This window comes from Streptomyces sp. TN58, assembly GCF_001941845.1.
Lineage (GTDB): Bacteria > Actinomycetota > Actinomycetes > Streptomycetales > Streptomycetaceae > Streptomyces.
Map to the genome: position 1 here is coordinate 2,932,644 of NZ_CP018870.1, position 25,510 is coordinate 2,958,153.

Genomic DNA, 25,510 nt, shown 5'->3' on the forward strand with positions numbered 1-25,510 from the left:
GCCCCGGGGCCCCTCGCGTCGTCCGCGCGGGAACGGTCAGGGGGTGTCCGGGGGTGCGCCCCAGGTGCGGGGCCGCAGCGGCAGACCCGAGTCCCCGCGGCCCGCGGACCGCACCGCGAGCACCTGGTTGACCCCGAGGCGGCCCCGCTCGAAGCCGAGCGCGGACGCCGCCATGTAGAGCTGCCAGACCCGGACCCGGCCGGCCGAGGTGAGGGCCGCGGCCTCGTCCCAGTGCCGCTCCAGGCGTGCCACCCAGGCGCGCAGGGTCAGGGCGTAGTGCTCGCGCAGCGCCTCGACGTCGCGGACCTCGAAGCCGGCGCGTTCCAGTTCGGCGACGGTGGTGCCGACCGGGGAGAGCTCGCCGTCGGGGAAGACGTACGCGTCGATGAACTCGTCCACCCGGTAGGCGGATTCGTCGGCCTCGGGCGGGCGGGCGATCTGGTGGTTGAGCAGCCGGCCGCCGGGGCCCAGCAGGGCGTGCAGGGTGCGGGCGTAGTCGCGGTAGCGGGTGGCGCCGACGTGTTCGGCCATCCCGACGGAGGAAATGGCGTCGTAGGGCCCGTCCTTGACGTCCCGGTAGTCCTGGATGCGGATGTCGACCAGATCGGCCAGGCCCTCGTCCGCGGCCTTCTTGCGGGCGTACACGGCCTGTTCGCGCGAGAGGGTGATGCCGGTGACGCGGGCGCCGTACGCGCGGGCCGCGTGCAGGGCCATGGAGCCCCAGCCGCAGCCGACGTCGAGGAGCCGGTCCCCCGTCTTCAGGCCGAGCTTGCGGCAGACCAGGTCCAGCTTGTCGTGCTGGGCCTGCTCCAGGGTCGAGCCGGGGGTCCAGTAGGCGCAGGAGTACACCATGGAGGGGCCGAGGACCAGTTCGTAGAAGTCGTTGCCGACGTCGTAGTGGTGGCTGACGGCCTGCCGGTCACGGCCCTTGGTGTGCATGGGGCCGCCGCGCCGCGCCGCCTCCTCCGCGGGTGGCGGGGGCGCCGGCAGCGGGCGGGCCAGGGTGAGGAGGTCCCGTACGGCGCCGCGCGTGTCCGCGTCGCGCAGCAGGGCGGCGGTGTCGGCGGCGGCGCCCGCGGCGGCCGAGGCGCGCCGGGGCAGGAGGGTGCGCAGTGCGGTGAGGCGGGACGGGGCGGGGGCGGGGGCCGGTTGCCGGTCGCGTTCCCAGAGCAGGCCGGCCACCCGGTCCAGCAGCTCGAACAGGTCGCCGTCGACGGTCAGGTCGCCGGCCACCCAGGCGCGGGCGAGGCCCAGTTCGCCTGGCTTCCACAGCATCCGGCGCAGGGCGCGGCGTCCCCGGACGACGAGGACGGGGCCGCCGGGCGGCCCGGCCTCGCTTCCGTCCCACGCTCGGATGCGCACGGGCAGGGGGCCGCCCAGCAGGGTCTCGGCAAGAGCGGCCAGCCGCGGAGCGGCGTCGGTCATGGCGCACCTCCACAAGGTTCCGACCCATCCGTCTACCCATCCGCGGCCCCGGGTACGCCGAAGGGGCCGCCCGCACCACGGATGGCGGGCGGCCCCTTCGGGGTCGTACCTTCGGCCGGCTCAGCGGCCGGACTCCCGACGCGGGGTCAGGAGGCCTTGGCCTTCTCGGCCGGGGCAGCGGCGGCGGCGGGGGCCGGCGCCGGCTTGGCGGCCTCGTAGAACTCCTCGCGCGGGGTTTCCAGCGCACCGAGGGAGACGACCTCGCGCTTGAGGAACATGGCGAGGGTCCAGTCGGCGAAGACGCGGATCTTGCGGTTCCAGGTCGGCATGGCCATGCCGTGGTAGCCACGGTGCATGTACCAGGCGAGCCGGCCCTTGAGCTTGATCTTCGTCTTGCCCATGACGATCATCGCGACGCCCTTGTGGAGGCCGAGGCCCGCCACCGCACCCTTGTTGGAGTGCGAGTACTCGGCCTGCGGGAAGCCCCGCATGCCCGCGATGACGTTGTCGCCGAGGACCTTGGCCTGGCGCAGCGCGTGCTGGGCGTTCGGCGGGCACCAGGCGTTCTCGACGCCGGCCTTGCGGGCGGCCATGTCCGGAACCTGGGCGTTGTCGCCGGCGGTCCAGATGTAGTCCGTGCCCTTGACCTGGAGGGTCGGCTCGGCGTCGACGTGGCCGCGCGGGCCCAGCGGCAGGCCGTAGCGGGCCAGGACCGGGTTCGGCTTGACGCCGGCGGTCCACACGATGGTGTTGGAGTCGACCTCAAGGCCGTTCTTCAGCACCACGTGGCCGTCCACGCAGGAGTCCATGGAGGTGTTGAGGTAGATCTCGATGCCGCGGGCCTCAAGGTGCTCCTTGCCCCAGGTGCCGAGCTTGGGCCCGACCTCGGGAAGGATCTTGTCGGCCGCGTCGACCAGGATGAAGCGCATGTCCTCGCGCTTGATCGTGGAGTAGTACTTCGCGGCGTCGCGGGCCATGTCCTCGACCTCGCCGATCGTCTCGGCGCCGGCGAAGCCGCCGCCGACGAAGACGAAGGTGAGAGCCTTGCGGCGGACGTTCTCGTCCGTCGTGGACTCGGCCTTGTCGAGCTGCTCAAGTACGTGGTTGCGCAGGCCGATGCCCTCCTCGACACCCTTCATGCCGATGCCCTGCTCGGCGAGGCCGGGGATCGGGAAGGTGCGGGAGACGGCGCCGAGGGCGATCACCAGGTAGTCGAAGGGCAGCTCGTACGCCTCGCCGACCAGCGGCGTGACGACGGCGACCTTGCGGTCCTGGTCGATGCTGGTGACCCGGCCGGTGAGAACCTCAGCCTTGGGCAGCACGCGTCGCAGCGGGACGACGACGTGCCGAGGCGAGATGCTGCCTGCGGCCACTTCGGGGAGGAAGGGCTGGTAGGTCATGTACGAGCGCGGGTCGACGACCGTGACGGTCGCCTCGCCGTAGCGCATCTTCTTCATGATGCGCTTGGCTGCGTACAGGCCTACGTACCCACCCCCTACAACGAGGATCCTGGGACGCTCCGTGGTGCTCATGAGAACGAGTATCCAGCACCCAATGGGGTGTTGCTCGTGAGCCCCTTCACAAGGAGTCGGGAGGGCTCTGCTACACTCCGCCGCCCACGTGACGGACGTCATGGCGGGCAACGGGAACCAAGGGTGCGCAGGAGTCGTTGTTCACCCGTCCTGAACTGGCCTCCAAGGCCGAAACCGGAGTAGACCACCGGGTTCGTGGATACCTACCGGCGACGCTCTCCGACCGCCGCGAATCGCACGAACGCCCACCCCCGGCGCCCCCGCGAGCCCCGGAACGGCCCGAAGCGGCCCGCCGGTGAGCCGTCCGGCACATTTTCCTTGTGAAGAACTTCACGAAGTTGGTCCGCGCAGGAGGACCCAAGGCCCCTGTAAAGGCCTCTCCAAGGTCCCGAAACAGGCACATCACCCCCCGGTTCCTCCGTCCCGGCGGCGCTGCGTGTGGGATCCACGGGGTCAGACCCCGCGATGACCTTTCATCCGTTGGCCCCCGCCGCACGCTCCAGGCCGGAGGTCGTCGCGTCGTGGCGAGGTCCGGGGCGGCACCCGGCCCGGAACACGGCAGCGGCGCCGCGGTGGAGTCACCGGAGCGCCGCCGCACAGCCGTGCCGCGGTCAGGACCGCTGCTTGTCCGCCTCGGCCTCTTCGGCGGTCTTGATCGCGATTCCGTCGAGGATGTCGTGCTCCGAGACCACCACCTCCGAGGCGCCGGTGCGTTCCATGACGGCCAGCAGGACCAGCGCGCCCGCGCCGATCACGTCCACCCGGCCCGGGTGCATCACGGGGATCGCCGCGCGCTCGGCGTGCGTGGCCGTCAGCATCCGCCCGGTGATCTCACGTACCTGCTCGTAGGAGATCCGGGAGTGGTGGATCTCCGACGACCGGTACTCGGGCAGCCCGAGGGCGATCCCGGCGACGGTGGTCACCGATCCCGCCAGGCCCACCAGGGTGCGCGCCTCGGCCAGCGGGACCGTCTCGGACGCCAGGTCGAGGGCGGCCTCGATGTCGGCGCGGACGGCCGCGATCTGCTTCTCGGTCGGCGGGTCGGTCACGGCGCCGTCCACCACGAGGTGGCGCTCCGTCAGCCGGACGCAGCCGACGTCCACGCTGCGGGCGGCCCGTACGTGCTCGTCGCCGACCACGAACTCGGTGGAGCCGCCGCCGATGTCGACGACGAGGAACGGCCGCTCCAGGTTCTCGTGCGCGGTCAGCTCCATGGTGGCGCCGGTGAAGGAGAACTCCGCCTCCTGGTCGCCGGAGATCACCTCGGGCTCGACGCCCAGGATCTCCACCACGCCGCGCACGAAGTCGTCACGGTTCTCGGCGTCGCGGGAGGCTGAGGTCGCCACGAAGCGCACCCGCTCCGCGCCGAACTCCTCGATGACCGCCGCGTACTCACGGCAGGCGGCGAAGGTGCGCTCCAGCGCCTCGGGGGCCAGGCGTCCGGTCTTGTCCACGCCCTGGCCGAGCCGGACGATGATCATCCGCCGGTCCAGTTCGACCAGCTCGCCCGTGGCCGGGTCGCAGTCCGCCACGAGCAGCCGGATGGAGTTGGTACCGCAGTCGATGCCCGCGACCCGGGTCACTCGGACTCCTCTTCCTTCTTCTCGCCGCACGGCGTGACGCAGGCGCCCTTGGCCCACCACTCGGGCAGCATCGCGAGGGCCTCGTCGCCGAACGGGTTCACGCCGGGGCCGGCGGCCAGCGAGTGGCCGACCAGCACGTGCAGGCACTTGACCCGGTCCGGCATCCCGCCGGCGCTCGGGAAGCCCTGAAGCACCTCGATGGCGTCACGGCGGCGGATGTAGTCCTCGTGCGCGGCCCGGTAGGCGGCGGCGAGTTCCGGGTCCTCGGCGAGCCGGGCCTGCATCTCCTTCATCACGCCGTTGGCCTCCAGCGTGCCGATGGCGGAGGCCGCGCGCGGGCACGTCAGGTAGTACAGCGTCGGGAAGGGGGTGCCGTCGGGAAGCCGCGGCGCGGTCTCCACCACGTCGGGCTGGCCGCAGGGGCAGCGGTGCGCGATGGCGCGCAGCCCGCGCGGCGGGCGGCCGAGCTGCTGCTCGAACGCCTCGATGTCCGCGTCGGTCGGCTCGGTCCGGTCGGTCTGGGGCGGGGGCGTCTGCATGCCTGGAGGAAGTCTCTTCGTTCTCGTGGATGGGTGCTGCGGTGGTGCCGTGCTCAGTCGCCGGGGCGGTCGGCCTTGTCGACGCCGTCCCAGACGTTGGAGTACCAGGGGCGGTCCGAGCCGGCGTGGCCGGTCCGGTGCGGCTCCGGGGGCTGGGCCCCGGGGTCGCTCATGATGTAGCCGACCTCCCCCGGGCGCAGGTAGTGCAGGTGCTTGCGCGCCTGTTGCTCCGCGTAGGCGTCGTCCTGCCAGCGGGCCTTCTCGTCGCGCAGCCGCTCCAGGCGGTCCCGCGCGGCCGCGGCGGCCCGCTGCTGCTCCGCGATCTCCGAGCGCTGGGAGACGTACTGGCGCATCGGATACGCGAGGGCGACCACCAGCGTACAGAGCACGAGCACCAGGAGGGCGGCCCTGCCGGTGAGGCGGCTGCGGCGCACCTGCCGGCGCGACTGCGAGCGGTAGACGTGGGCCGCGGTCCGCTCACCGAGCTGCTTGAGCCGCGTCGCCGTGGAGAAGGTGGAGAACCGATCCCGGTTCCCGGCCATTGGTCCGCCTCCCCTTTGTACGCACTACGCAATACGTCCCCGCACACGGTACGGGACCGAGTGCGGGGACGTACGGAGGCAGAGCGTGATTAGCCCTTGAAGCGCGGGAAGGCGCTGCGGCCCGCGTACACCGCGGCGTCGTCGAGGATCTCCTCGATGCGCAGCAGCTGGTTGTACTTGGCGACGCGGTCCGAGCGGGCCGGGGCGCCGGTCTTGATCTGGCCGCAGTTCACGGCGACGGCGAGGTCGGCGATGGTGACGTCCTCGGTCTCGCCGGAGCGGTGGGACATCATGCACTTGAAGCCGTTGCGCTGGGCCATCTCGACGGCGTCGAGGGTCTCGGTCAGCGAACCGATCTGGTTCACCTTCACGAGCAGGGCGTTCGCGGAGCCCTCCTCGATGCCGCGGGCCAGGCGCTCGGGGTTGGTGACGAAGAGGTCGTCGCCGACGATCTGGACCTTGGCGCCGAGGCGGTCGGTGATGGTCTTCCAGCCGGCCCAGTCGTCCTCGAACAGCGGGTCCTCGATGGAGACGAGCGGGTACGCCTCGACGAGCTCGGCGTAGTAGTCGGTCATCTCGGCGGCCGAGCGGGACTGGCCCTCGAACTCGTACTTGCCGTCCTTGTAGAACTCGGACGCGGCGACGTCGAGCGCGAGCGCGATGTCCTTGCCCGGGGTGTAGCCGGCCTGCTTGATCGCCTCGATGATGAGGTCGAGCGCGGCGCGGTTGGACTCCAGGTTCGGGGCGAAGCCGCCCTCGTCACCGAGGCCGGTGGACAGGCCCTTGGTGTGCAGGACCTTCTTGAGGGTGTGGTAGACCTCGGCACCCCAGCGCAGCGCCTCGGAGAAGGACTCCGCGCCGATCGGGGCGATCATGAACTCCTGGATGTCGACGTTGGAGTCGGCGTGCGACCCACCGTTGAGGATGTTCATCATCGGAACGGGCAGCAGGTGCGCGTTCGGACCGCCGAGGTAGCGGAAGAGGGGGAGGTCCGAGGCCTCGGACGCGGCGTGGGCGACGGCGAGCGAGACGCCGAGGATGGCGTTGGCGCCGAGCGAGCCCTTGTTGTCGGTGGCGTCCAGGTCGAACATGGCCTGGTCGATCAGGCGCTGCTCGGTGGCGTCGTAGCCGACGAGCTCCGGGCCGATCTGCTCGATGACGGCGAGGACGGCCTTCTCGACACCCTTGCCCATGTAACGGTTGGGGTCACCGTCACGGAGCTCGATGGCCTCGAAGGCACCGGTGGAGGCGCCGGACGGAACGGCAGCACGGCCGGTGCTGCCGTCGTCGAGGCCCACCTCGACCTCGACCGTGGGGTTGCCTCGGGAGTCCAGGATTTCCCGGGCTACGACGACGTCGATGGACGGCACGAGCATCTCCTTCTGGGATGTGACGCTGGGTGTGCGGTGGCGTCAGGCCGTGGGATGGCCTGGCCGACTAGAGCCTAACCGGATCCGGGCACTCGCCCTGCCGACCGCCCGGGTCCTGGGACGAAAAAGGGCCCGAATACCCCTCTTCCCGGACATAGAGCCCTGGATGACGGGGGTTCCGCTGCCGCACACACCGCCGCCCGGCGCGTGGGGGGAGGGGCGCCGGGCGGTGGGAATTATGCGCGTTGTGTACGCTTTCGCGGCTCTCGCCGCGGTGGTCAGCTGAGCTTCAGCTTCTGCCCCGGGTAGATGAGGTCGGCGTCCGAGACGATGTCCTTGTTCAGCTCGAACAGCTGCTGCCAGCCGCCCTTGACGCCGTTGGCCTCGGCGATGGTGCCCAGGGTGTCGCCGGGCTTGACCTCGTACGAGCCGTTGCCGGTCTTCGGCGCGGCCGGGGCCGGGGTGCGCTCGGAGCGGGTGACCGGGGCCTCGGCGCGCTTGGTCTCCTTCTTCGGCGCGGCCTTGGTCTCGGTCTTCCTGGTCTCGGTCTTCTTCGTCTCGGCCTTCGGCTTGGTCGAGGCCGGGGTCTCGGAGGAGCCGCCGGTGTACGAGGAGTTCGACAGGCCCTTGCCGCAGTGCGGCCAGGCGCCCTTGCCCTGCTTCTTCAGGACCTTCTCGGCCACGGCTATCTGCTGCGCCTTCGAGGCCTGGTTGGCCTGCGCGGCGTACGACTTGCCACCGAAGGCCGCCCACGTGGAGGACGAGAACTGCAGCCCGCCGTAGTAGCCGTTGCCGGTGTTGATGGACCAGTTGCCACCGGACTCGCACTGCGCGACCTTGTCCCACTCGGACGCGGTGGCGGCGCTGGCGGCGCCCGCGGTCATCAGCGGGGCGGCGACGGCCACGCCGGCGACACCGGCGAGCGTGACGATGCGGACGGCCTTGGAGCCGCGACGGTGCTTGCCCTTGCCGGAAAGCAGCATGAGGTTTCTCCTCACCGACGCCTACGAGGTGAGCTGTCGGGTTCGGGCCTGTGAGTGCCCGGCGATGCGACTGGCGCACCGCTTAACCCCAAGCCGGTTGCGTGACCGTCTCTCAACGGCCGCTCGCGGCACCTACCTTGGTTCCCCCGCTCCTGCCTTCGGCGCTTGACGCGACGACTGTTCCCCCCGTCCGCCGGCAGGACTCGGCGATGCGGTCGAAGGAGCTCGCGGTGGCGAGCGATTCAGAAGGTAGACACAGCTCTCCCCGATGTTCAACGAGGAACATCGGGGAGAAAGGGCCCCTACTTGCGCTCTGCGAAGTGGTGTTTGCGCAGGTGAGACCGGGGTTTGCGGAAGCCCCCGGGCGGGACACGCCAGTTGACCCGAAGAGACACATGTCTCACTTGCAGAAAACCGACAATCAATGTCTTTCCGGGCGAACCAACTGTCCTTATTACGTGGTTAGATCCAGGTTCTGACCGGGCTTGATCAGGTTGGCGTCCTCGCCGATGACCTGCTCGTTGGCCGCGTAGAGGCCGCTCCAGCCGCCCTTCACACCCTTGGCGACCGCGATGGTCGCCAGGCTGTCGCCCGCCTGCACGGTGTAGACGGGGTCCGACGCGGCGTCAGCGGGGGCGCCCTCCTCGGGGGACGGCGCGCCACGGTGCTTGCCGCTGCCCTCGGCCGGGGTGGCACCCGGGGTCGCGGGGGTCTCCGGCGTCGCGGGGGCCGTCGGCTCGGTCGGGGACGGGCTCGGCGTCGCCGGCGGGGTGGTGGGCGCCGTCGGGTCCGCCGGGTCCGTCGGGAGGACCGGGGTCGTCGGGTCGGCGGGGCTCACCGGCGGGGTCGTCGGGTCGGTCGGGGCGACCGGGGTGCCCGGGTCGGCCGGAGGCGTCGTGGGGACGTCGGGCGCGGGCATGACGGGCAGTCCGAGGGACGGCGCGTCGGGGATCAGGAAGGGGGTGCCCGAGGGGCTGGGGGTCTCCGCGGTCGAGAGCCCGAAGTCCGTCGCCGGCTTGCCGCCCGTGGTGGAGGGCACGGCGTCGTCGGGGCGGGACGGCGCGGGGCCGACCGCGGTGGGGCTGCCGGGCAGACCGGGGTCCACGACCGCGGCCGGACCCTGCTGGTCCAGGCCGGCGGAGGCGGCGCACAGCGGCCAGGCCTGCGGCCCCTGGGAGGCCAGCACGCGCTCGGCCACCGCTATCTGCTGCGAGCGGCTGGCGAGGTCGGCCCGCTCGGCGAAGTCCAGACCGCCGGCGTTCTGCCACTGCTCCTGGGTGAACTGGAGGCCGCCGTACGCACCACTGCCGAAGTTGGCGCTCCACGAGCCGCCGCTCTCGCACTCGGCCACCTTGTCCCAGGTGGCGGTGTCGGCAGCGGTGGCGCTGGTGGCGGCGAGCAGCGGCATGGCCAGCGCTGAGCCAGTGACTCCGGCTGTGACTACCAGCGCGGGGACCTGGCGGGGTCGTCTGTGACGGCCGTTCCCGGAGAGCATGAGGGATCACCTTTCGCATAACAGCCTGGTAACGGCAGAACCTAGCGGCCTTCGAACGATTGTCACAAGTTCAAGCGGAATCTGACTTTTAATCAGATCCCGCGCAAGTGTTTTGAACTGTGAAGCGAACGGGAAGGGTGCGCAGCCCTCGCATGATCAAACCCCCACGCCAGCGCAGGTCTTGGGATGGAACGGCAAGTTCCAGATCGGGAAGGCGGGTCAGCAGGGTCGCCAGGGCGGTCTGCCCTTCGAGCCGGGCCAGCGGCGCGCCCAGGCAGTAGTGGATGCCGTGCCCGTACCCGAGGTGCTGGTTGTCGGTCCTGGAGAGGTCGAGGGCGTCCGGGTCGGCAAACCGCTCGGGGTCCCGGTCGGCGGCGGCGAGGACGACCAGGACCGGATCGCCGGTCTCGACGCGCTCGCCGCCGAGGGTCAGCGGTTCGGTGGCGAAACGCCACGTCGCGAGCTCAACGGGGCCGTCGTAGCGCAGGAGTTCCTCGACGCCGGTGGCCAGCAGTCCGCTCTCCCCGGCGGCCAGGGAGCTCTGCAGGCGCTCGCGCTGGGCGGGGTTCATGAAGAGGGAGTGGAGGCCGTTGCCGATCAGGTTCACGGTCGTCTCGAAGCCGGCGAAGAGCAGGATGAAGGCCATCGCGGTGGCCTCGCCCTCGGTCAGATGGTCGCCGTGGTCGCTCGCCCGGATGAGGTCGGAGATCAGGTCGTCACCCAGATCATCCCTTTTACGGTGGATGAGTTCGCCGAGATAGGTCCGCATCTGCTTCACCGACCGCGCGACCCCGCCCCGCGGACCTCCGCCGTGGCGGATCATCATCCCGGCCCAGTCGCGGAAGTCGTCCTGGTCCTCGCGCGGTACTCCGAGCATCTCGCAGATGGCGTAGATGGGAAGCGGGAACGCGAACTCGTGGATGAGGTCCGCCTCCCCCCTCCCCGCGAACCCGTCGATCAGGTGGTCGGTGAGCGCCTGCACCCGCGGGGCGAACTCGGCGACCCTGCGCGGGGTGAACGCCTTCGACACCAGACGCCGCAGCCGGGTGTGGTCCGGCGGGTCGATGTTCAGCAGATGCGTCATCAGCTCCGCCTTGCGCTCCCCCGGGATCCCGGTCTTGCCCTTGGCGTGCGCGGGCTCCGCGTGGTGCGCCGGATTCTTGCTGAGCCGCTGGTCGGCGAGGGCCTGGCGGGCGTCCGCGTAACGGGTGACGAGCCAGGCCTCGACCCCGCTGGGGAGCTTCGTACGGTGCACCGGGGAGTGCTCGCGCAGCCATGCGTAGGCCGGGTAGGGGTCGGTCGCGAACTCCCACGTGAAGAGTTCGGGCACCGGGCCGACGGAGGGAGTGGACGACTGATCGCGCATGTCCCCGACAGTAGCCGCCGCGCACCGGCGGTCCGGCGCGGGCCGCGGGCCGCCATCCCATATGACTGCTTCGCCGAGGCTGTCCGTAGATCGGACGGTGCTTGACCTCGGCCCGCCCGCGACTTCTACTTTCGGTCGTGTGGACGTGAGGATCTTGAAAAGCAGTTTCGCGGTGGTGGAGAGACGGGCCGAACACGCCGTCAAGTTCTTCTACTCGCACCTGTTCTGGCACAACCCCGGAGTCCGGGACCTCTTCCCGGCCTCCTCCGAGGACATGGAACGCCAGCGGGACCGGCTCTTCGCCGCGCTCACCCACGTCATCTCCCGGCTCGGCGACGACGAGACCCTCCGCCCCTACCTGCGCGACCTGGGCCGCGACCACCGCAAGTTCCTGGTCCGCCCCGAGCACTACGCGGTCGTCGGCTCCAGCCTGCTCGCCGCGCTCGCCGAGACCTCCGGCGAGGCCTGGACCCCGCAGGTGGAGAAGGCCTGGACCGAGGCGTACCAGGTGATCGCCGACGCCATGCTCGCCGGGGCGGACGCGAGCGAGGACCCTCCGTGGTGGGACGCGGAGGTCGTGCGCCACCTCCAGTACGGGCAGGACATCGGCGTGGTGACCCTGCGGCCGCACACCGCCTTCCCCTATCTCCCCGGCCAGTACACGAGCGTGAGCACCGCCCGCGTCCCCAGGACCTGGCGGACCTACTCCATAGGCAACGCGCCCCGCCCCGACGGCACCGTCGACCTGCACGTCAGCCGGATCGACCGCGGCCGGCTCAGCACCGCCCTGGTCCGCGAGACCCGGCCGGGCGACGTGCTGCGCCTCGGCGCCGCCGGCGGGCAGCTGACCTTCCGCCGCTCCGACCGCCCGGTCAGCCTGATCGCCGCCGGCACCGGCTGGGCCCCGATCCGGGCCCTGCTGGAGGAGCTCGCGGCCCGGCCGCCCGAGCAGGACGTACGGCTCTTCGTGGTGGCCCGGGACGGCGCGCACCTCTACGACCGGCCGCTCATCGACGCGTACGGCGCATCCTGCGGCTGGCTCGACGTCACCTACATCACCCCAGCCCCCGGCCGGCACCGCAACGAGGCCACCGAACGGCTCGCGACCGCCCTCGGCACCCGGGGCCTGTGGCCCGACCAGGACGTCTACCTCAGCGGGCCGGGGCCGTTCGTCGACGAGACCGCGCACCTCCTGGAAGGGCTCGGCGCCCTTCCCGGCCGCCTCTTCCACGACCGCGTACCCGGCGCGGGCGGCGAGCACGGGCAGGGCGGCCGCCCGCTGGGCTTCGCCGAGTGGCTGCTGAACCGCCCGGCGCCGCACTGGCACGACCCCTCGGCCCGCGCCCCGAGGGAGTACTGAGGGCGCGGGGGCCGAGGCCCGGGGCCCGCGACCCGGGGGCGGCCTACTCCGTGGGGGTTCCTACACCCTCGGCGGCCCGGATCGCGTCGCGGTAGACGCGGGCCGCCGCGCGCAGCGCGGTCTCGGGGTCGACCCCCTCCGCCTCGGCGCGCGCCGCCAGTTCCAGCAGTTCGTAGCCGATGCCGTCGCCGCGGGGCAGTTCCACGGCCACCCCGCCCGTACGGGCCCGGCCCGCGAGCTTGGCCGCGAGCGCCAGGCCCGGCTGGCCCACCGGGATGCCGTCGGTGACCGACTCCCGCTGCTTCTCGACCGCCTTGGTGCGCTGCCAGTGCGCGTGCACGTCCTCCGGGGTCTCGGCGGCCGCGTCGCCGAAGACGTGCGGGTGCCGGTGGATCAGCTTCTGCACGAGGGCTCCGGCCACGTCGTCGATGGAGAAGGCCCCCAGGCCCTCGCCGTCGGAGCCGCCGTCCTCCTCCCCCTCGTCCTCGGAGCCCTCGTCCTCGCGGACGGGGACGCCCTCCTCGGCGATCCGGGCGTGGAAGACCACCTGGAGCAGGACGTCGCCGAGCTCTTCGCGCAGTTCCTCCCGGTCGCCGTCCTCGATCGCCTCGACGAGTTCGTACGCCTCCTCGATCGCGTACTTGGCCAGGCCGCGGTGGGTCTGCCGGGAGGTCCACGGGCACTCCCGCCGGACCCGGTCCATCACCTGGACCAGGTCGAGCAGGCGGGCGCCCGGCAGGTCGTAGGAGCCGGGCAGCAGCTCCAGGTCGGGCATGGCGACCCGGCCGGAGCCGGCCAGCCGGGCCAGGCCGTCGGTGAGCCGCTGATCGCCCTCCCCGGCCGGGAGCACCACGACCGTGCGGCCGCCCGCGCAGTCCTCGACCAGCTCGTGCGCGTCGGGGACCGTGTACTCGACCTCGACGCCCGCCTCCCGCAGGTACGGCAGCTGCGGGTGGCCGGGGTCGGCGCACAGCACCCGGTCCGCGGCGTGCAGGATCTGCCACGCCGGCCAGGACAGCACGCCGGGGGCGACCCGGTGGCTGGTGGTCAGCAGGACGATACGGCCGGTGGGCTCGGGGGCGGCGGTGGGCCGGGAGTGCTCGGTCACCCTCCGAACCTACCTCCGCCGCGGGGCGTCAGGCTCCGGCGGGTGCCTGCTCGGGGCGGGTCCGCTGGGTGATCCAGGGGGTCTCCACCGGGCCCAGTCCGACCTGCTGCGCGTCCCAGGCCCCGTAGCGCGGGTTGACCTCGATGTGGAGGGCCTCCGACGCCTTCGCCAGCGGCTCGATGATCTTGTCCTCGCCGTAGCGCTCGCTCAGCTTGCCGAGCAGCAGCTGGAAGCGCACCTCCTCGTCGATCTGCCCGGCGGCGAGCGGGACACGGCCCTGGAGGGCGGCCTGCTCCAGCTCCGCCGCGCCCCTGCCGCCCTCCTGGGCCCTGCGGGCCTCCTCGACCTCCTTGGTGGAGACCGAGATGCCGGCGTCCTTCGCGGCCCGCTCCAGCACCCGGAGCTGGATCATCTTGCCGAGTTTGATCCGGTCCAGCTGAGGGGTGTTGGAGATGAGGGTCGCGGCGTGCTCGGAACGGTTCTGCGCGGCGCGGACCTCGCCCACCTGGGCCTGGACCGCGGAGGTGGTGATGCGTTCGCCGCCGACGACGGCCGCGGTGCCGGGCCGGGTCTCGCCCGAGCAGGCGGACAGCAGGGGCGCCGCCACGAGCAGGGCGGCGGAGACGGAGAGCGCAGTGCGACGGTGCAAAGGAGCCTCCAGGGCCGGGAGATTGTGCGTCGGTGCACAAGGGCCGTGCGGTGATCGATGGTATGCAGTAAGGGTGGCCCGGGCCACCGGTTCGACCAACGATTCACGGGGTGTCGGGGGCACGTTTCGTGCCCGCCCGCGTGCCGTCTCACCGCCGAGCCGGGCCCGTCAGCGGACCTGGCTCAGCCACTGCAGGGTGCGGCGTATCTCGGCCGGGAAGGGGTGGGTCGGGCCATGCAGCCGCTCCGCGTCGAACAGCAGCCGGGCCAGGGCGTCGTGGGCCGCCGGGCGGTCGCCGAGGGAGAGCAGCAGGTGCGCGATCCGGCGGCGGATCTCCAGGGGCAGGGCCTGGTCCGGGTTGGCGTAGCGGTTCTCGAAGTACGGGAGCAGCGAGCGGTACTCCGCCAGGGCGGCGGCCGGCTCGCCGAGCTGTTCCAGGCACTGTGCCGCGTCGTAGCGGAACCGCAGGGACTGCGGGTCGCCGGCCGGGAACTCCTCCGCCAGGCGGCGCAGTTCGGGCAGGGCGCGGCGGTACTGGCCGTCGTCCATCAGGGTGGCCGCGTACTGCTTGCGCAGGGAACGGACCACCGGTGAGTGCTCGCCGTGCTCGGCGGCCGCCGCCGGGAGGATCCCGCCGAGGATGTCCACGGCCTGGGTGAGCCGGCCCTGGTCCAGGAGCGTGCGGGCCTGGTCCACGGCGCCCGGGATGTCGGGCTTCTGCGGCGCCGACACCGGCGCGGGGGTGTGCGTGGGCGTCGGCGCGGACGTCGGCGGCACGGGGGTGCCCGTCGGCGTGGAGGCCGGCGCGGTCGGCGGCGGGGTGCTCGGACGCGGCGGGATCACCGCGGCCCGGTCCGGCCAGGGGGCCTGGGGGCGGACGAAGGGCCGGGTCGGGTCCAGCGGGCGGGCCGGGCCGCGGCCGTCGCGGGCCGGCAGCAGCGGGGCGAGGGCCTCGTACACCTCCTGCGCCGAGGACGGCCGGTCCTGCGGGTCCTTGGCGAGGAGGCGCATCAGCAGCGCCTCCAGCTCCTGCGGGACCTCCGGGCGCTGCGGGCGGACCGGGACCGGGGCCTCGTACAGGTGGCGGTGGAGCACGCCCAGGGCGGTGGACCCGGCGAAGGGGACGTTGCCGCTGAGCAGTTCGTACAGGAGCACGCCGAGCGCGTACAGGTCGGTGTACGGGCCCACCGCGCCGCTCATCGCCTGCTCGGGCGCCATGTACGCGGGACTGCCGATCGGCGTGCCGGTGCTGGTGAGGCGGGTGGTGTCGGTGTCCATCACGGAGGCCACGCCGAGGTCGAGGACCAGGACGGTGCCGTCCGGGCGGACCATCACGTTGCGCGGCTTCAGGTCGCGGTGGACGATCGGCACCGCGTGCACGGCCGACAGCACCGAGCACAGCTGTGCGACGACCGCGACCGCCCACTGCCACGGGTACGGGCCGTGGGCGGCGAGGTGCGCGGCGAGGTGGTCGGCGAGGTCGGAGCCCTCGACGTAGCCCATGACGAGGAACAGCTCGTCGCCGTCGCTGCCCGCGTCGTGGACGGTGACCAGGCCGGGGTGGTCGACCTGGGCCGTGACCCGGCATTCGCGCACGAAGCGGCGGCGCAGCTCCTCGGCGACCGTGCCGGGGCCGGCGACCTTGTCGGGGCGCAGCAGTTTGACGGCGACCCGGCGGTCCAGGCGGCGGTCGTAGGCCGTCCACACCTGGCCCATGCCGCCCTGACCGAGGATGGTCGCCAGCTCGTAGCGGTCTCCGATGAGGCGTTCGGTCACTGCTGCGGATCCCGGAAGGCGGTCTGGTTCGGGTCGTGGGGGCGCCCGCCGGGCGGCGGGGTCTGCTTGCGCAGCAGCTCGCTCAGCTCGTCGAGTTCGGCGCGGACCTGCCCGATGCGCGGCGGCGGGGTCGGCTGCGGGGGCACCTGCGGGGCCGGCGTCTGGCCCGAGATGACGGTGGGGGCCTGGGAGGCGTGCGGGTAGCCGTAGGACGGGGAGGCCTGCTGCGGGTGGCCGTAGGAGGTGGGCTGCCCGGGGTACCAGGGCGCGGGGGCCGCGGCCCTGACGGCCTCGTGGTGCTTGATGTCGGCGACGAGGAAGTACACGCAGATCGCGAAGCCGGTGAGGATCGAGCCACCGGCGCCGAGGTTGCCCTGCCAGCCGTCGACGTCGGGCGTCGGGTCCATCTGGATCAGCGTCATCCAGACGACCGCGAGCACGCCGCTGAGCACGAGCAGCCCCCAGTCCCGGGACTTCCGGGTGACCAGCGCGAGCCGCAGCATCGAGCCCCAGGCCAGGAAGCCGCAGCTCAGGACGGGCAGCAGCATGAACACCACGCGCAGTGCCACCACGCCGCCCGAGGTGGACTGGGGGGCGTGCTGCGGCGGAAGGCCGGGGCCGTGCATCGCTGCTCCTGACGGGCCGTGCGGAAGAGGTTTCGGGTCTGAGGGTATACAGCGTTCCCGGCCATCAGTGAGGGGATGCGCGCAACCGTTGCAGGGTCGCAGCAAGCCACCCGCCGGCGCGGGGTCCGCGGCCGCGGAGCGCATGCTCCCCGGCCGCGGGGGGTGGCGGCTATGAGCCGAGGATGGTGGTGAGGAACTCGCCGGTCCAGGCCAGTAGTTCGCGGCCGACCACCGGCTTGCCGCCGATCCGGCCCGCCTTGGGGCGCGGGACCAGGATCTGCGAGGTGGCCGGCTTGAGGACCGTGCCCGGGTAGAGGCGCTTGAGCCGCAGCTCCTGGGACTCGCGCAACTCCACCGGGCCGAAGCGGATGTTGTTGCCCTGGAGGGTGATGTCGCCGACCCCGCAGGCCCGCGCCAGCATCCGCAGCCCGGCCACCAGCAGCAGGTTCTCCACCGGTTCCGGGAGCTTGCCGTAGCGGTCGGTGAGCTCTTCGCGGACGGCCTTGACGTCCGCCTCGGAGGCGGCCGACGCGATGGACCGGTAGGCCTGCAGGCGCAGCCGCTCGCCGGGCGCGTAGTCGTGCGGGACGTGCGCGTCGACCGGCAGCTCGATCTTGACCTCCAGCGGCGGCTCCTCCTCCACGCCGCCCTCGACCGCGGCCCGGTAGTCGGCCACCGCCTCGCCGACCATGCGGATGTACAGGTCGAAGCCGACACCCGCGATGTGGCCGGACTGCTCGCCGCCGAGGAGGTTGCCGGCGCCGCGGATCTCCAGGTCCTTCATCGCCACGTACATGCCGGCGCCCATCTCGGTGTGCTGGGCGATCGTCGCGAGCCGTTCGTGCGCGGTCTCCGTCAGCGGCTTCTCCGGCGGGTACAGGAAGTAGGCGTAGCCGCGCTCGCGGCCGCGGCCGACGCGGCCGCGCAGCTGGTGCAGCTGCGAGAGGCCGAAGTTGTCGCCGCGCTCCACGATGAGGGTGTTGGCGTTGGAGATGTCGATGCCCGACTCGACGATGGTCGTGGAGACGAGGACGTCGAACTTCTTCTCCCAGAAGTCGACGACGACCTGCTCCAGCGCCTGCTCAGACATCTGGCCGTGCGCCGTCGCGATCCGCGCCTCGGGCACGATCTCGCGCAGCTTGGCCGCGGCCCGGTCGATGGACTCGACCCGGTTGTGGATGTAGAAGCACTGGCCCTCGCGCAGGAGTTCTCGGCGGATGGCCGCGCCGATCTGCTTCTCCTCGTACGGGCCGACGAAGGTGAGCACCGGGTGCCGCTCCTCCGGCGGGGTGGTGATCGTCGACATCTCGCGGATGCCGGTCACCGCCATCTCCAGGGTGCGCGGGATCGGTGTCGCGGACATCGTCAGCACGTCGACGTTGGCGCGGAGCTTCTTCAGCTGCTCCTTGTGCTCGACGCCGAAGCGCTGCTCCTCGTCGACGATGACCAGGCCGAGGTCCTTGAACTTCGTCTCCTGCGAGAACAGCCGGTGGGTGCCGATGACCACGTCCACCGAGCCCTCCCGCAGGCCCTCCAAGGTCGCCTTCGACTCGGTCTCGCTCTGGAAGCGGGACAGCGCCTTCACGTTGACCGGGAACTGGCTGTAGCGCTCGGAGAAGGTCCCGAAGTGCTGCTGCACCAGCAGCGTCGTCGGTACGAGGACGGCGACCTGCTTGCCGTCCTGGACGGCCTTGAAGGCGGCCCGGACCGCGATCTCGGTCTTGCCGTAGCCGACGTCGCCGCAGATCAGCCGGTCCATGGGGACCGACTTCTCCATGTCCTCCTTCACCTCGGCGATCGTCGTGAGCTGGTCGGGCGTCTCCGCGTACGGGAAGGCGTCCTCCAGCTCGCGCTGCCAGGGGGTGTCGGGGCCGAAGGTGTGGCCGGGGGCGGCCATGCGCGCGCTGTAGAGCTTGATGAGGTCGCCGGCGATCTCCTTGACGGCCTTCTTCGCGCGCGCCTTGGTCTTGGTCCAGTCGGCGCCGCCGAGCCGGTGCAGGGTCGGGGCCTCGCCGCCGACGTACTTGGTGACCTGCTCCAGCTGGTCGGTGGGAATGTAGAGGCGGTCGCCGGGCTGGCCGCGCTTGGCGGGGGCGTACTCCACGAGCAGGTACTCGCGGGTGGCGCCCTGCACGGTGCGCTGGACCATCTCGACGTAGCGGCCCACGCCGTGCTGCTCGTGCACGATGTAGTCGCCGGCCTCCAGGGTCAGCGGGTCGATCGTCTTGCGGCGGCGGGTCGGCATCCGGCCGAGGTCCTTGGTGGCGGTGCGCTGCCCGGTCAGGTCGGTCTCGGTGAGCACGGCCAGGCGCAGGGCCGGGTCGACGAAGCCGTTGTCGACGGATGCGCAGGAGACGTGGACCAGGCTCGGCTGCAGGGTGCCGAGGTCCGGCTCCAGCCGGGCGGCGATGCCCTCGCCGGCGAGCACCTCGACGGTGCGGGCGGCCGGGCCGTGGCCCTCGGTGAGGTAGACGACGTGCCAGCCGTCGGCGATCCATCCCTTGGTGTCGGCCAGGGCGCGGGCGGTGTCGCCGCGGTAGGCCTCCGGGGCGTGCATGCCCAGCTTGAGGGTGTCGGCGGCCAGGCCGGTGTCGTCCGCGGCGAACGGGGAGACCGACCACCACATCATGCCGAGCTCGCGGGCCCGGTCGCGGACGTCGGCGATGCCGCGCAGCGAGGCGGCGCCGACGTCGATGGGGGCGTCGCCGCCGCCTGCGGTGGCCGCCCAGGACGCCATCAGGAACTCCTGGCTGGTCGCGACGAGGTCGGCGGCCCGGGTCCGTACCCGCTCGGGGTCGCAGACGACGGCCATCGCCCCGGCGGGCAGTACGTCGATCAGCAGTTCCATCTCGTCGACGAGGACCGGGGCGAGGGACTCCATGCCCTCCACCGCGATGCCCTCGGCGATCTTGCCGAGCAGTTCGCCGAGCTCCGGGTGGGCCTCGGCGAGGGCCAGGGCCCGCTCCCGTACGGCGTCGGTCAGCAGCAGCTCACGGCAGGGCGGCGCCCACAGGCCGTGCTCGGCGATCTCCAGGGACCGCTGGTCGGCGACCTTGAAGTAGCGGATCTCCTCGACCTCGTCACCCCAGAACTCCACGCGCAGCGGGTGTTCCTCGGTGGGCGGGAAGACGTCGAGGATGCCGCCGCGCACGGCGAACTCGCCGCGCTTCTCGACGAGCTCGACGCGGGCGTACGCGGCGGCCGCCAGTGCCTCGGTGACCTCGCCGAGATCGGCGGTCGCGCCCTGCCGCAGGCTCACCGGCACGAGGTCCCCCAGCCCCTTGACCTGCGGCTGGAGCACGGAGCGGATGGGGGCGACGATCACGCTGACGGGCCCGGCGGCCGGGTCGTCCTTGCTGGGGTGCACCAGTCGGCGCAGTACGGCGAGCCGGCGGCCCATGGTGTCGCTGCGCGGGCTGAGCCGCTCGTGCGGGAGGGTCTCCCAGGACGGGTAGTCGGCCACCTCGTCGGGGGGCAGCAGGGAGCGCAGCGCGGCGGCCAGGTCCTCGGCCTCACGGCCGGTGGCGGTCACCGCCAGCACCGTCCGCTGGGTCTGCCGGGCCAGCGCGGCGATGGCGAAGGGGCGCGCGGCGGGCGGTCCGACGAGGTCCACGTGCATGCGGTTGCCGTCACCGGCCGCGGTGACCGCCTCGGTGAGGGCGGCGTCCCGGGTGACGGCGTCGAGCAGTCCGTGCAGGCTCATGAGGAGGCATTCCGTCCGGTGAAGGTCTGGTCTGGGGGCGTCTGAGGGTCTGGTCCGGTGGCGTCAAGGGGCAACGCGAAGCACCCGACACGTCGTACGGGCCGGGGGTTCCCACCCTACGACGGCGCCCGCGGCGGCGCGCGAGGGATTCGGGTCACGGCGCGGGCCCGGGCCCTCCTCACCCTTGTGACGTTGCTCCCGCTTTACGATGTTGACGTAACCACCGTCTGAGCTCGCCGCGTCCCTGTCCGCATGAGTTCACGCCGAACGGCCGAGGAGCACGAGTCCGTGACGAGCGATGCCATAGCCCGCCCGGCACCGGCCGACCAGGCCCCGCCCCGGGCGGCCGCGCCCCGCTGGGCCGGGCCCTGGCTGGTGGCCGGCGGGCTGTTCCTCGTCTACCTCGTGCTGTCCGTCGGCCGGTTCCGGCGCATGGACTGGGCGTCCTGGGACCTGGGGATCTTCGAGCAGGCGATCCGGGCGTACGCCCACCTCCAGGAGCCCGTCGCGGACCTGAAGGGGCCGGGCGCCAACATCCTCGGGGACCACTTCAGCCCGATCATCGCGCTCGTCGCGCCCGTCTACCGGGTCTTCCCCGGCCCGATCACCCTGCTGGTCGTGCAGGCGGCGCTGTTCGCGCTGTCCGCCGTCCCGGTCACCCGGGCGGCCGGACGGCTCCTGGGCCGGGCCCGGGGGATCGCCGTCGGCGTGGCCTACGGGCTGTCGTGGGGCGTGCAGCGTGCGGTGGAGTTCGACTTCCACGAGATCGCCTTCGCCGTGCCGCTGCTGGCCTTCGCCCTGGAGGCGGTCCTGGCCCGGCGCTGGCGGGCCGCCCTGCTGTGGGGGCTGCCGCTGGTCCTCGTCAAGGAGGACCTGGGCTTCACGCTGGCCGCGCTGGCCGTGGTGGTGGCCTGGCGGGCCCGCGGCGCCGGCCGGCGCACCGTGTGGACGGCGCTCGGCATCGCCGCGGGCGCATGCGTGTTCGCCGTACTGGTGTTCACCGTGTTCATACCGGCCTTCGCCTCCGACGGCTACGGCTACTGGCACAAGATCGACGGCGGGGGTCCCTTCGCCGGCGTCGGCACCAAGCTGGCCACGCTGGGCTGGGTGCTGATCCCCACCTCCGGCCTCCTCGCCCTGCGCTCGCCGCTGCTGCTGGTCGCCGCGCCCACCCTCGGCTGGCGGTTCCTGTCCGGGGACGACCACTACTGGTCCACCGACTGGCACTACAGCGCCGTGCTGATGCCCGTCGTCGCGCTCGCCCTGGTCGATGCCGTCGACACCGTCCGGCGCGGCGACCGGCCCTGGCTGCGCGCCTACGCCCTCCAGATGCCCACGGCGGTGCTCGCCGCCTCCCTGGCCCTGGCCATGACGAGCATGCCGACGGCCAAGCTGACGGAGGCGTCCACCTACGCCAAGCCCGACCGCGCCGTCGCGATCGAACGGCTCCTCGCCCGGATCCCCGACGGGGCCACCGTGGAGGCGGACACCACCCCGCTGACCCGGCTGACCTCCCGCTGCCGCGTGCTGTGGATCGGCGGCAGCAAGGGCGTCGTACCCGACTGGATCACCATCGACAACGGCAACAAGTGGGCCGGCGAGGACCCGACCGGCTACGCCTCCCAGCTGCACCCCGGCGAGCGGTACACCCTGGTGGGCGAGGCGGGCGGGGTCGTCCTGATGCGCCGCGACAGCACCGGCTGAGCGGCCCCGTACCGGCTGAGCGGTCCCGTACGGGCGCGGAAAGGCGCGGGCCCGGGACTCACCGTCCCGGGCCCGCGCCTCCCCCCGTACGAACGCGGCGCCGGCTACTCGCTCGCGATCGCGTTCAGGACGTTCATCCGGCCCGCCCGGAAGGCCGGGACCAGTGCGGCGAACAGGCCGACGAAGGCCGATGCCGCGAACACCCCGATGATCGTCGGCCACGGGATCTCCAGGACCTCCAGGCCCTCCAGCGCCAGCAGCTGCTGCGCGGTGGCCCCCCAGCCCATGCCCAGCCCGAGGCCGAGGAGGGCGCCGAAGAGGGCGATGACCACCGACTCCAGGCGGATCATGCGGCGCAGCTGGCGGCGGGAGAGGCCGATGGCGCGCATCAGGCCGATCTCGCGGGTCCGCTCGACCACCGACAGGGCCAGGGTGTTCACGACGCCCAGGACCGCGACGATGATGGCGAGGCCGAGGAGGCCGTAGACCATGTTCAGCAGCTGGCCGACCTGGTCCTTCAGGGCCTGCTTGTAGTCGGCCTGGTTGCGCACCACGTACTGCGGGTACTCGGCCAGGGCCGCCTTGACCGACTTGTAGGCGGCGGCGTCGGACTGCCCGTCCTTGGCGGTGGCGAGCAGCATGAAGGGCAGCGGCATCCGGTCCGCGGGCACGTTCGCCCGGGCGGTCTCGGTGCTGATGTAGGCCATTCCCTTGTCGAGGTTGCCCTCGTCGCTGGTGATCGCGGCGACCTTCAGCTTGACCGTCTTGCCGCCGGTGAAGGCGACGGTCATCTCGTCACCGAGCTTGATGCCGTGCTCGGTGGCGTAGAGGGAGCCCACCGACATGGAGCCGTCGCCGTAGGCCGCCGCGTGCTCGCCGGCCGTCATCTTGCGCCGGAGGTCCTTGGCGTACGTCGGGTCGGTCGCGCCGAGGCCGGTCTCCTCGGTGGTGCCGTCGGGCGCGGTGAGCTTGGCGTCCACCTGGCGGTAGGCGGTGACGTGGTCGAGTCCGGCGGTGGCGCGCAGGGCCTGCTCGGCCTGCGGCAGTACGGGCTGGCCGGACTCGGACTGGACGATGTAGTCCGCGCCGACCGACTTGTCGAGCTCGTCGGTCGCGGAGGCCACCATCGAGGAGCCGACCACCGACAGGCAGGCGACCAGCGCGAGGCCGATCATGAGGGCGGCGGCGGTGGCGCCGGTGCGGCGCGGGTTGCGCAGGGCGTTGCGCTCGGCGAGCCGGCCCACGGACCCGAAGGGCCGCAGGACCACGCCGGAGAGCACCCGCACCACGCCCGCGGCGAGCAGCGGGCCGATCACGATGAAGCCGATGAGGGTGAGGACGACGCCCAGGCCCAGCCAGAGGGATCCGGCCCCGGCCTTCTCGGCGGTCGCGGCGAGGTAGAGGCAGGCGCCGCCGATGCCGGTGAGGACCAGGCCGAGGGCGGCGCGGACGCGGCCGGCCTTCTTGTCGCCGGGGGTTCCGGACTCGCGCAGGGCGGCCATCGGGGAGACCTTGCCGGCGCGGCGGGCCGGGACGAAGGCGGAGACGACGGTCACGACGACGCCGAGGACGATGCCGACGACGGGTGTGGTCCAGGCGATGGTCAGGTCGTCGGTGGACAGCTGCATGCCCATCTGGCCCATGAGGGCCATCAGTCCGACGGCCAGGCCGACGCCCGCCGCGACACCGAGGACCGAGCCGACGACGCCGAGCAGGAAGGCCTCGACGACCACGGACTTCAGGACCTGTCCGCTGTCGGCGCCGATGGCACGCATCAGGCCGATCTCACGGGTGCGCTGGGCGACCAGCATGGAGAAGGTGTTGAAGATCAGGAAGATGCCGACGAGGAAGGCGATGCCGGCGAAGCCGAGCATCACGTACTTCATGACGTCGAGGAAGGCGCCGACGTCCTTGCGGTTGGCGTCCGCGGCCTCCTTGGCGGTCTGGAGCTTGTAGGCGTCGGCGCCGACGGCCTTGCTGACGTTCTGCTTGAGCTGCTCGTCGCTCACCCCGTCCTTGGCGGTGATGTTGACGTGCGTGAAGGAGTCGGCGGAGCCGAGCAGCGACTTCTGTGCGGTGGCCGTGTCGAAGTAGACGACGGCCGCGCCCGGGTTGGTCACGGTGAAGGCGGCGATGCCGGTGATGCGGGCGCGGATGTCGCCGGTGATGGCGATGGTGCGCAGTTCGTCGCCGAGCTTCAGGCCGTGCTTCTTCGCGGTGTCGGCGTCCACCATCACCTCGGTGGGGCCGCGCGGCGCCTGACCGGAGGTGATCTTCATGGACTTGAGCTCGTTGTCGCTCCAGTTGCCCGCGATGGTCGGGGCGCCGGTGGTCGAGCCCATGTTCTCGTTCTTGGCGTTGACCACCGTGACGGCCATCGAGACGACGCCGCCCTCGGCGCTCTTGACGCCCTCGGCCTTCTTGACCTGCTCGACGACCGTGCCCGCCAGTGTCTCGGGCTTGCCGCGGTCGGGGGTCCCCTCCCCGCTCTCGGCCTCCTTGGGGCTGACGGTCACGTCGGAGTTGGTGACGGCGAACAGCTTGTCGAAGGTGGTGTTCATGGTGTCGGTGAACACCAGGGTGCCGCAGACGAACGCGACGGAGAGCAGGACCGCGACGGCCGACAGCGCCATCCGCCCCTTGTGCGCGACGAAGTTGCGCCGCGAGGTCTTCAGGACGGTGTTGCTCATGAGGTCCGCCCGCGTGCGTCGAAGTCCTTCATCCGGTCCAGGACCTGGTCGGCGGTGGGCGCGTGCATCTCGTCGACGATCCGGCCGTCGGCCAGGAAGATGACGCGGTCGGCGTAGGACGCGGCGACGGGGTCGTGGGTGACCATGACGATGGTCTGGCCGAGCTCGTCCACCGAGCGGCGCAGGAAGCCGAGGACCTCGGCGCCCGCCCGGGAGTCCAGGTTTCCGGTCGGCTCGTCACCGAAGATGATCTCGGGGCGGGCGGCGAGGGCGCGGGCGACCGCCACGCGCTGCTGCTGGCCGCCGGACAGCTCGGTCGGGCGGTGCTTGAGCCGGCCGGCCAGTCCCACGGTCTCCACGACCCTGTTCAGCCACTCCGCGTCGGGCTTGCGGCCCGCGATGTCCATCGGGAGGGTGATGTTCTCCAGGGCGTTGAGCGTGGGCAGCAGGTTGAAGGCCTGGAAGATGAAGCCGATCCGGTCGCGGCGCAGCCGCGTGAGCTTCTTGTCCTTCAGGCCGGTGATCTCGGTGTCCTGCAGGTGGATCTGCCCGCTGGTCACCGTGTCGAGGCCGGCGAGGCAGTGCATCAGCGTGGACTTGCCGGAGCCGGAGGGGCCCATGATCGCGGTGAACTGGCCGCGCATGATGTCCACGTCCACGTCGTCGAGGGCGACGACACGGGTCTCCCCGGAGCCGTAGGCCTTGACGACCTTCCGTGCCCGGGCCGCGACGGCAGCATGCCCTCCAGTACCCCCGTGCCTGGTTTCGGTCATTGCCGTTGTCACGGTCTGTCTCCTTCTTCGAATGCGTGCGTCTGCGTCACCGCGCCGCCTGGATGGAGTCTGCGGCTGCGGGGCCCTACGGCGCGCTGGTGCCCGTAGCCGTATCGACCCGGGGGTTAACCCCACCCGCGCCCCCGGTTCGTATGCTCCAGTTAAGGAGAGACCGGGCGCCCCCACCTCCTCCGCCGGGAGGAAAGAGCCCTGGCCCGTAGTGCGGAGGACCCCCTAGGGGTTGTCCGCCCTTCGGACGACCCGGCCTGGGGGATACCGCCCGCGG

General features: G+C 72.1%; 18 protein-coding genes and 1 riboswitch. Of the genes, 2 read left to right on the plus strand and 16 right to left on the minus strand.

The genetic code is table 11. From position 1 onward, the window contains the following. Nucleotides 1–36: 36 nt before the first annotated feature. From BSL84_RS13315 to BSL84_RS13355, 9 genes are all read right to left on the minus strand, one after another. Nucleotides 37–1,425 carry an SAM-dependent methyltransferase gene (locus BSL84_RS13315; protein WP_075970418.1) on the minus strand — a complete coding sequence of 463 codons (1,389 nt, stop codon included), beginning with the start codon at nt 1,423–1,425 and terminating at the stop codon, nt 37–39. A gap of 146 nt (nt 1,426–1,571) precedes the next feature. Continuing rightward, nucleotides 1,572–2,957, minus strand: coding sequence for an NAD(P)/FAD-dependent oxidoreductase (locus tag BSL84_RS13320; protein WP_075970419.1), 1,386 nt, complete (start codon nt 2,955–2,957; stop codon nt 1,572–1,574). Between the two features lie 611 nt (nt 2,958–3,568). Next, nucleotides 3,569–4,540 carry a Ppx/GppA phosphatase family protein gene (locus BSL84_RS13325; protein ID WP_030028497.1) on the minus strand — a complete coding sequence of 324 codons (972 nt, stop codon included), beginning with the start codon at nt 4,538–4,540 and terminating at the stop codon, nt 3,569–3,571. Further along, the gene (locus BSL84_RS13330; RefSeq protein WP_030028496.1) at nt 4,537–5,079 is read right to left on the minus strand and encodes a DUF501 domain-containing protein; all 543 of its coding nucleotides are present in this window, start codon (nt 5,077–5,079) and stop codon (nt 4,537–4,539) included. The genes BSL84_RS13325 and BSL84_RS13330 overlap by 4 nt, the downstream gene beginning before the upstream one ends. 53 nt (nt 5,080–5,132) lie before the next feature. After that, nucleotides 5,133–5,621: an FtsB family cell division protein gene (locus BSL84_RS13335; protein WP_030028494.1), complete on the minus strand. Its 489-nt coding sequence runs from the start codon at nt 5,619–5,621 to the stop codon at nt 5,133–5,135. Between the two features lie 89 nt (nt 5,622–5,710). After that, on the minus strand, nt 5,711–6,997 hold the full coding sequence (gene eno / locus BSL84_RS13340; protein ID WP_030028493.1) for a phosphopyruvate hydratase: 1,287 nt from the start codon (nt 6,995–6,997) through the stop codon (nt 5,711–5,713). A 272-nt stretch (nt 6,998–7,269) separates the two neighbouring features. Continuing rightward, complete coding sequence (locus BSL84_RS13345) at nt 7,270–7,974, minus strand: transglycosylase family protein (protein WP_030028492.1); 705 nt, start codon at nt 7,972–7,974, stop codon at nt 7,270–7,272. Between the two features lie 3 nt (nt 7,975–7,977). Beyond that, nucleotides 7,978–8,148, minus strand: a riboswitch (cyclic di-AMP (ydaO/yuaA leader). Nucleotides 8,149–8,428: 280 nt separating this feature from the next. Next, entirely contained in the window at nt 8,429–9,382 is a 954-nt protein-coding gene (locus BSL84_RS13350; protein WP_324616526.1) for a transglycosylase family protein, read from the minus strand. A gap of 175 nt (nt 9,383–9,557) precedes the next feature. Beyond that, the gene (locus BSL84_RS13355; protein WP_030029758.1) at nt 9,558–10,835 is read right to left on the minus strand and encodes a cytochrome P450 family protein; all 1,278 of its coding nucleotides are present in this window, start codon (nt 10,833–10,835) and stop codon (nt 9,558–9,560) included. 172 nt (nt 10,836–11,007) lie between these two features. Here BSL84_RS13355 and BSL84_RS13360 point away from each other — a divergent pair, with 172 nt between their 5' ends. After that, the gene (locus BSL84_RS13360; RefSeq protein ID WP_234363459.1) at nt 11,008–12,195 is read left to right on the plus strand and encodes a globin domain-containing protein; all 1,188 of its coding nucleotides are present in this window, start codon (nt 11,008–11,010) and stop codon (nt 12,193–12,195) included. 43 nt (nt 12,196–12,238) lie between these two features. Here the strand turns inward: BSL84_RS13360 and BSL84_RS13365 are convergent, their stop codons facing one another. The 5 genes from BSL84_RS13365 to mfd form a co-directional block, all read right to left on the minus strand. After that, nucleotides 12,239–13,303: a MazG family protein gene (locus tag BSL84_RS13365; protein WP_045323278.1), complete on the minus strand. Its 1,065-nt coding sequence runs from the start codon at nt 13,301–13,303 to the stop codon at nt 12,239–12,241. A gap of 28 nt (nt 13,304–13,331) precedes the next feature. Next, on the minus strand, nt 13,332–13,952 hold the full coding sequence (locus BSL84_RS13370; RefSeq protein WP_030029761.1) for a SurA N-terminal domain-containing protein: 621 nt from the start codon (nt 13,950–13,952) through the stop codon (nt 13,332–13,334). Nucleotides 13,953–14,120: 168 nt separating this feature from the next. Continuing rightward, nucleotides 14,121–15,728, minus strand: coding sequence for a protein kinase domain-containing protein (locus BSL84_RS13375; RefSeq protein ID WP_045323279.1), 1,608 nt, complete (start codon nt 15,726–15,728; stop codon nt 14,121–14,123). Further along, the gene (locus BSL84_RS13380; RefSeq protein WP_030027795.1) at nt 15,725–16,354 is read right to left on the minus strand and encodes a hypothetical protein; all 630 of its coding nucleotides are present in this window, start codon (nt 16,352–16,354) and stop codon (nt 15,725–15,727) included. Before BSL84_RS13380 ends, BSL84_RS13375 begins: the two co-directional genes overlap by 4 nt. A gap of 169 nt (nt 16,355–16,523) precedes the next feature. Further along, nucleotides 16,524–20,057 (minus strand): transcription-repair coupling factor, encoded by a 3,534-nt coding sequence (mfd, locus tag BSL84_RS13385; RefSeq protein ID WP_030027794.1) that lies wholly within the window; start codon nt 20,055–20,057, stop codon nt 16,524–16,526. A gap of 252 nt (nt 20,058–20,309) precedes the next feature. Here mfd and BSL84_RS13390 point away from each other — a divergent pair, with 252 nt between their 5' ends. Then, entirely contained in the window at nt 20,310–21,761 is a 1,452-nt protein-coding gene (locus BSL84_RS13390) for a DUF2079 domain-containing protein (RefSeq protein WP_079273184.1), read from the plus strand. A 104-nt stretch (nt 21,762–21,865) separates the two neighbouring features. On the opposite strand, the gene BSL84_RS13395 is transcribed toward BSL84_RS13390, so the two are convergent. Continuing rightward, complete coding sequence (locus BSL84_RS13395; protein ID WP_075970421.1) at nt 21,866–24,451, minus strand: ABC transporter permease; 2,586 nt, start codon at nt 24,449–24,451, stop codon at nt 21,866–21,868. Beyond that, nucleotides 24,448–25,224 (minus strand): ABC transporter ATP-binding protein, encoded by a 777-nt coding sequence (locus BSL84_RS13400; RefSeq protein ID WP_376500927.1) that lies wholly within the window; start codon nt 25,222–25,224, stop codon nt 24,448–24,450. The genes BSL84_RS13395 and BSL84_RS13400 overlap by 4 nt, the downstream gene beginning before the upstream one ends. Nucleotides 25,225–25,510: the final 286 nt, after the last annotated feature.

What these genes read in the sequence shown, in the direction of transcription:
- BSL84_RS13315 (WP_075970418.1), bottom strand. Translation starts at nt 1,425, where the DNA reads ATGACCGACGCCGCTCCGCGGCTGGCCGCTCTTGCCGAGACCCTGCTG.
- BSL84_RS13320 (WP_075970419.1), bottom strand. Translation starts at nt 2,957, where the DNA reads ATGAGCACCACGGAGCGTCCCAGGATCCTCGTTGTAGGGGGTGGGTAC.
- BSL84_RS13330 (WP_030028496.1), bottom strand. Translation starts at nt 5,079, where the DNA reads ATGCAGACGCCCCCGCCCCAGACCGACCGGACCGAGCCGACCGACGCG.
- BSL84_RS13335 (WP_030028494.1), bottom strand. Translation starts at nt 5,621, where the DNA reads ATGGCCGGGAACCGGGATCGGTTCTCCACCTTCTCCACGGCGACGCGG.
- eno (WP_030028493.1), bottom strand. Translation starts at nt 6,997, where the DNA reads ATGCTCGTGCCGTCCATCGACGTCGTCGTAGCCCGGGAAATCCTGGAC.
- BSL84_RS13345 (WP_030028492.1), bottom strand. Translation starts at nt 7,974, where the DNA reads ATGCTGCTTTCCGGCAAGGGCAAGCACCGTCGCGGCTCCAAGGCCGTC.
- BSL84_RS13350 (WP_324616526.1), bottom strand. Translation starts at nt 9,382, where the DNA reads ATGCCGCTGCTCGCCGCCACCAGCGCCACCGCTGCCGACACCGCCACC.
- BSL84_RS13355 (WP_030029758.1), bottom strand. Translation starts at nt 10,835, where the DNA reads ATGCGCGATCAGTCGTCCACTCCCTCCGTCGGCCCGGTGCCCGAACTC.
- BSL84_RS13380 (WP_030027795.1), bottom strand. Translation starts at nt 16,354, where the DNA reads ATGCACGGCCCCGGCCTTCCGCCGCAGCACGCCCCCCAGTCCACCTCG.
- mfd (WP_030027794.1), bottom strand. Translation starts at nt 20,057, where the DNA reads ATGAGCCTGCACGGACTGCTCGACGCCGTCACCCGGGACGCCGCCCTC.
- BSL84_RS13390 (WP_079273184.1), top strand. Translation starts at nt 20,310, where the DNA reads ATGAGTTCACGCCGAACGGCCGAGGAGCACGAGTCCGTGACGAGCGAT.
- BSL84_RS13395 (WP_075970421.1), bottom strand. Translation starts at nt 24,451, where the DNA reads ATGAGCAACACCGTCCTGAAGACCTCGCGGCGCAACTTCGTCGCGCAC.
- BSL84_RS13400 (WP_376500927.1), bottom strand. Translation starts at nt 25,224, where the DNA reads ATGACCGAAACCAGGCACGGGGGTACTGGAGGGCATGCTGCCGTCGCG.